At 72.8% G+C, this 4,245-nt stretch carries 6 protein-coding genes; 1 reads left to right on the plus strand and 5 read right to left on the minus strand.

Annotated features, from left to right (window positions below):
- Positions 1 to 114: 114 nt before the first annotated feature.
- Complete coding sequence (locus AC08OO_RS20125) at positions 115 to 1,083, minus strand: tyrosine-type recombinase/integrase (protein WP_476618898.1); 969 nt, start codon at positions 1,081 to 1,083, stop codon at positions 115 to 117.
- 29 nt (positions 1,084 to 1,112) lie between these two features.
- On the minus strand, positions 1,113 to 1,382 hold the full coding sequence (locus AC08OO_RS20130) for a hypothetical protein (protein WP_476618899.1): 270 nt from the start codon (positions 1,380 to 1,382) through the stop codon (positions 1,113 to 1,115).
- A gap of 163 nt (positions 1,383 to 1,545) precedes the next feature.
- On the opposite strand from AC08OO_RS20130, the gene AC08OO_RS20135 reads away from it, so the two are divergent.
- Positions 1,546 to 2,703 carry a DNA-methyltransferase gene (locus AC08OO_RS20135; protein WP_476618900.1) on the plus strand — a complete coding sequence of 386 codons (1,158 nt, stop codon included), beginning with the start codon at positions 1,546 to 1,548 and terminating at the stop codon, positions 2,701 to 2,703.
- 32 nt (positions 2,704 to 2,735) lie between these two features.
- On the opposite strand, the gene AC08OO_RS20140 is transcribed toward AC08OO_RS20135, so the two are convergent.
- The 3 genes from AC08OO_RS20140 to AC08OO_RS20150 form a co-directional block, all read right to left on the minus strand.
- Positions 2,736 to 3,053, minus strand: a complete 318-nt coding sequence (locus tag AC08OO_RS20140) for a hypothetical protein (RefSeq protein ID WP_011436758.1) — start codon at positions 3,051 to 3,053, stop codon at positions 2,736 to 2,738.
- Positions 3,050 to 3,880, minus strand: a complete 831-nt coding sequence (locus AC08OO_RS20145) for a DUF4158 domain-containing protein (RefSeq protein WP_476618901.1) — start codon at positions 3,878 to 3,880, stop codon at positions 3,050 to 3,052. The genes AC08OO_RS20140 and AC08OO_RS20145 overlap by 4 nt, the downstream gene beginning before the upstream one ends.
- A 56-nt stretch (positions 3,881 to 3,936) precedes the next feature.
- On the minus strand, positions 3,937 to 4,245 hold a 309-nt coding region (locus AC08OO_RS20150; protein WP_476618902.1), incomplete at its 5' end, for a hypothetical protein.

Genomic DNA, 4,245 nt, shown 5'->3' on the forward strand with positions numbered 1-4,245 from the left:
CTTTACGGATCGTGATCATGGCCTCTAGCTGGACAAACGTTCACGTTTTCGTGTCCAATCATGATCGGATCCACGTATTGTCCACACCGCGGTGATCTTGGCGCCGTCCGGGGCTCACGAGTCGCCGGGCAGGAGTTCGACGGCGCGCAGGCGGTCGGCCTCGGTGGGCTTGGTGTAAACGCGCGTGGTGTCAGTGCGCGCGTGGCCGAGGAGCTCGGCGACCAGGACGAGGTCGGCGCCGCGGCGGAGCATGGCGGTCGCGAAGGTGTGCCGCAGGACGTGCGGGGTCAGGTCGTCGATCCCGACGGAGCGGCCGAGGTCGGCGACGACCTGGTCGACGGTGCGGGTCGACAGGCGGCGGCCGTAGCGGTTGAGGAACAGCGCCGGGTCGGCCTCGGCGTTCGGCCAGGCGGCCCGGGCGGGTTTCCAGTCGGTCAGCGCCCGGCGGGCCCGGGGGTTGGCCGGGATGGTGCGCGGCTTGCCGCCGTCGCGGCCCTTGCCGGCCCGGACGTGGACGGCTCCGGTGCGGGCGGTGACGGGCACGTCGTCGAGGTCGAGGGCGACGAGCTCGGCGCAGCGCACGCCGGTGTTGTAGAGCAGCTCGATGATCGTGCGGTCGCGTAGCGAGGGCAGCCGTTCGGCGGCGCGCAGCACGCGGCGGGCCTCGTCGTCGGTCAGGGCGCGAGGGGCCTGCTCGGGAAGGTCGGCGCGGTCGACGACGGCGCGGCCGAGGTGGCGCCAGGTGAAGAAGTGGTCGAGCGCGGTCAGGTGCGCGTTGATGGTCGCGGGCCGCTTCTTCGCGACCGTGAGCAGGTGGGCCCGGTAGTCGCGGACGGCGAAGTCGCGGGCGTGCGCGTCGGACAGCGGGTCGGCGCCGGTGGGGTCCGCGGCGGCGCCGTCGGTGTCGAGCCAGCGCAGGAACCCGGCGACCCGGGAGGCGTAGGCGCGCCGGGAGTGCTCGGCGAGCCGGACGTGGTCGAGCTCGGCGCGGTAGGCGGCGAACAGCTCGGCGTACCGGTCGGGCGGGCGTTCGCCGCCGCGCCGGACGCGGCCGGTGGGTGGTGCGGTGGCGCTGGTCGTCACCGACCACGTCCTCTCGGGGTAGCGGCGGTTCAGGCGTGCGGCTGATGGTCCGGGTCGTAGTCGGTTCGCGGTCCCACCACGATGTCGTCCTCGGTGGTGGCCGGGCCGGCGACGTGGCACCGGCAGCGTGCGATGACGCAGCCGTACCGGCCGTGGTCGTCCACGGGGTGGTCGCACCAGGGATCGACGCAGCGCTCGGCGGTCTCGAGTTCGGCGGCCCGGTCCAGGAACCGGCCGGCAGCCTCGGGCTGGCGGGTGGCCTCGGCGCGGAGCCAGGCGATGAGCTCCTCGGTGGTCATGGGTTCTCCGGTCGGTCAGGTGGGCGCCCGGGCGTCAGGCCCGCGTCCCAGTATCAGAACCATTCCGCCGACGATAGTAGCGCCGTTCGGCCGCAGTATCAGAACCAAACGGCTACACTGGTTCTGATACTGGTAGGTATCAGAACCAAGCGGAGGACCCCCGATGGACCTGGGCGCCGCCCCGACCGACGTCACGAAACCCGCGACGACCGGTCACGAAACCCTCTGTGCATGCCAGTGCGGCCAGACGGTCGTCCGCAGCGCGACGGGCCGGCCGGGCCGGTTCGCCTCGCCCGCGTGCCGGCAGCGGGCCCGACGCCGCGCGCTGGCCAGCGCCACCCCGGTCACGCCGTTCCACGACGACGACACGGTGACGCTCTACGTCGGCCAGGCGGCGCAGGTCCTGCGGGGTCTGCCGGACGCCTCGGTGCACTGTGTGGTGACCTCGCCGCCGTACTTCGGGTTGCGTGACTACGGCGAGCCCGGCCAGATCGGCCTGGAGCCCACGCCCGCGGCCTACGTCGCCCGGCTCGCCGAGGTGTTCACGGAGGTTCGCCGGGTGCTGCACCCGGACGGGACGTGCTGGCTGAACCTGGGCGACAGCTACGCGGGCAAGGCCAACGGCGGCCCGTCGGTGGGCCTGACACGCCGCGCCGACCGGGCCGAGCTGATTCCGCCGCGGCGGAACACCACCGCGGCCGCGCCCTACAAGAGCCTGCTCGGTATCCCCTGGAGGGTCGCGTTCGCGTTGCAGGACGCCGGCTGGACGGTCCGCAACGCGATCGTGTGGGCCAAGACGAACGCGATGCCGGAGTCGGTGACCGACCGGTTCGCCTCGCGTACCGAGACGCTGTTCCTGCTGACCCGCTCGGCGCGCTACCACTTCGACCTCGACCCCGTCCGGGAGACACCGGTCGACCCGACCGGCGGTGCTGAGTGGGCCCAGCGCAGGAAGCAGGGTGTGCCCGGCCGGCGGGGCCGCAACCCCGAGTCGTCGGTGACGGCCGCCGACCGCGACTTCGCCGCCCACCAAGCCGGCCGTAATCCGGGCGACGTCTGGCAGATCCCGGTCGCCAACTTCCCCGGCGCGCACTTCGCCGTGTTCCCGCCCGAGATCCCGCGGCGGGCGATCCTGACCGGCTGCCCGCCCGGCGGGGTCGTGCTCGACCCGTTCTCCGGGTCGGCGACCACCGGCATGGTCGCGCTGCAGCTCGGCCGCCGCTACGTCGGGATCGATCTCAACCCCGACTATCACCGCCTCGCGCTCCGTACCCGGCTGCTGGAGCGGCCGCTGCCCGGTATCGACCAGCCGGCCTCCTGACCAGGCCCACGCGGCTCGATCGGCGCCGTTGATCAGCGGTAGTAGGACATGTCGACCGTCATCGTCAGCCGCAGCTGCGGCGGTAGCTTGTCGCCGTCGTCGTCATAGCGCAGGTCCGCGAAGCCGAAGCCGAGGATCACCGCGTAGAGATGGTCGTTCATCCAGTCGCCGGCGGCGTGCAGCAGGTCGGACTCCTCGCTGCCGTAGAAGCTGACGACCTGGGTGGCGGAGCCTTCGTGGGCGATCTCGACCCGCACCGGGCCGTGGAAGGTTCGTGTGCGCCCGGTCGGGCGGCCAATCCGAGGCACCGCCGTGTCCTGCCCCGCTGGCCGGTCGCCATCCTCGGTCATGACTCCTCCTGATCGTTCTCGCCCGGGTCACGCAGAGGGCGCAGACCCGTGCCGGTGGGCGGGGCGGCGAAGGCGTAGCGGCCGAGCATGTTGATGTGCCGGTCGGCCAGCGGGGACACCCGGTCGAGTGCCTCGGTCATCGCCGGGCCCGACGTTCGCCGCGGCGCGCGCCGTAGCCGCTCCAGCTCGGAGACCCGGGCCTGGTCCGGTACCCGCAGCAGCTCCGTCAGCCGGCCGGGCAGCTCCTGGTCCGCGCCCGCCGCGGCCTCGGCGAGGGTCCGGTACATCCGTTCGGCGGCCGCCTCGCGCACCGCCGCAACCAGGCGGGCCAGCACGCTGGCGCCTGGCAGCAGTACCCGGTGCCGGCGCAGCCAGGCGACCGCCTGCTCGAACAGCGCGTGCGGCCCCTCGGCGTGCACCCACGCCCGGCCATCGAGGAACTCCCGCAGGCCGCCGGCGGCGTCCTGGTCGCCGAAGTCCCGGTAGCCGAACACCTCCCGGATCTCCCAGGAGTGCTCGTACGGGGTCATCTGCCGCTCGGTGTACCGCTTGACCACCGACGGGTCCGCCACATCGAGTTGGCCGGCCAGGTAGTCGACAACGCCCCACGGCACGTCGAGCGGGTCGGTCAGGAACGTCCCGAGGAAGCGCACCGTCCCGAGCTGGACCGCGAACCCCAGCCGGTTGTGCTCACCGCGGCGCTTGCCGACCAGGTCCCGGTCGACGTCGTCGAGGAAGAAGAACCGCTCCAGCTCGGATCGCTCCGGCTCGCCAGCGAACCGCCCGTACGCCGCGACCTGCTCATCACTCAGGAACTCCACCGGCACGAACGATCAACGTAGACCAGCCCAAACCGGACCCGGCCAGCGGCCGCCGCTTAGCGCTAATTCCTGTTCCGATCCTCCTCGGACCCCAGGGCGTCCCGCCACGGCGTCTGGGTCGGCGGTCGCGTGTTGCGTGCCACGGTGAGGGCTGCCTCGGCGATGTAGCCGCTGAGGCTCATCTGGACGCGTCCGGCTGCCTCGCGCAACTCGGCGAGTTCGTCGTCCGCGAGCCGTATCCGGTACACCGCCCGGCCCTGTCCCGGGGGCCGGTAGCGGCGCGGCCGCGCAGACAGGCCGCTGCCGTCCCCACTCGTGCCGGTCACGGCCGCCCTGTCCGCGCCCGCCGGCGCGGACCCTCCATCCGTGGG

It is taken from the genome of Frankia sp. CeCAU1, assembly GCF_977971845.1.

Coding starts and splice junctions, on each gene's coding strand:
- AC08OO_RS20130 (WP_476618899.1), bottom strand. CDS start 1,382: ATGACCACCGAGGAGCTCATCGCCTGGCTCCGCGCCGAGGCCACCCGC.
- AC08OO_RS20140 (WP_011436758.1), bottom strand. CDS start 3,053: ATGACCGAGGATGGCGACCGGCCAGCGGGGCAGGACACGGCGGTGCCT.
- AC08OO_RS20135 (WP_476618900.1), top strand. CDS start 1,546: ATGGACCTGGGCGCCGCCCCGACCGACGTCACGAAACCCGCGACGACC.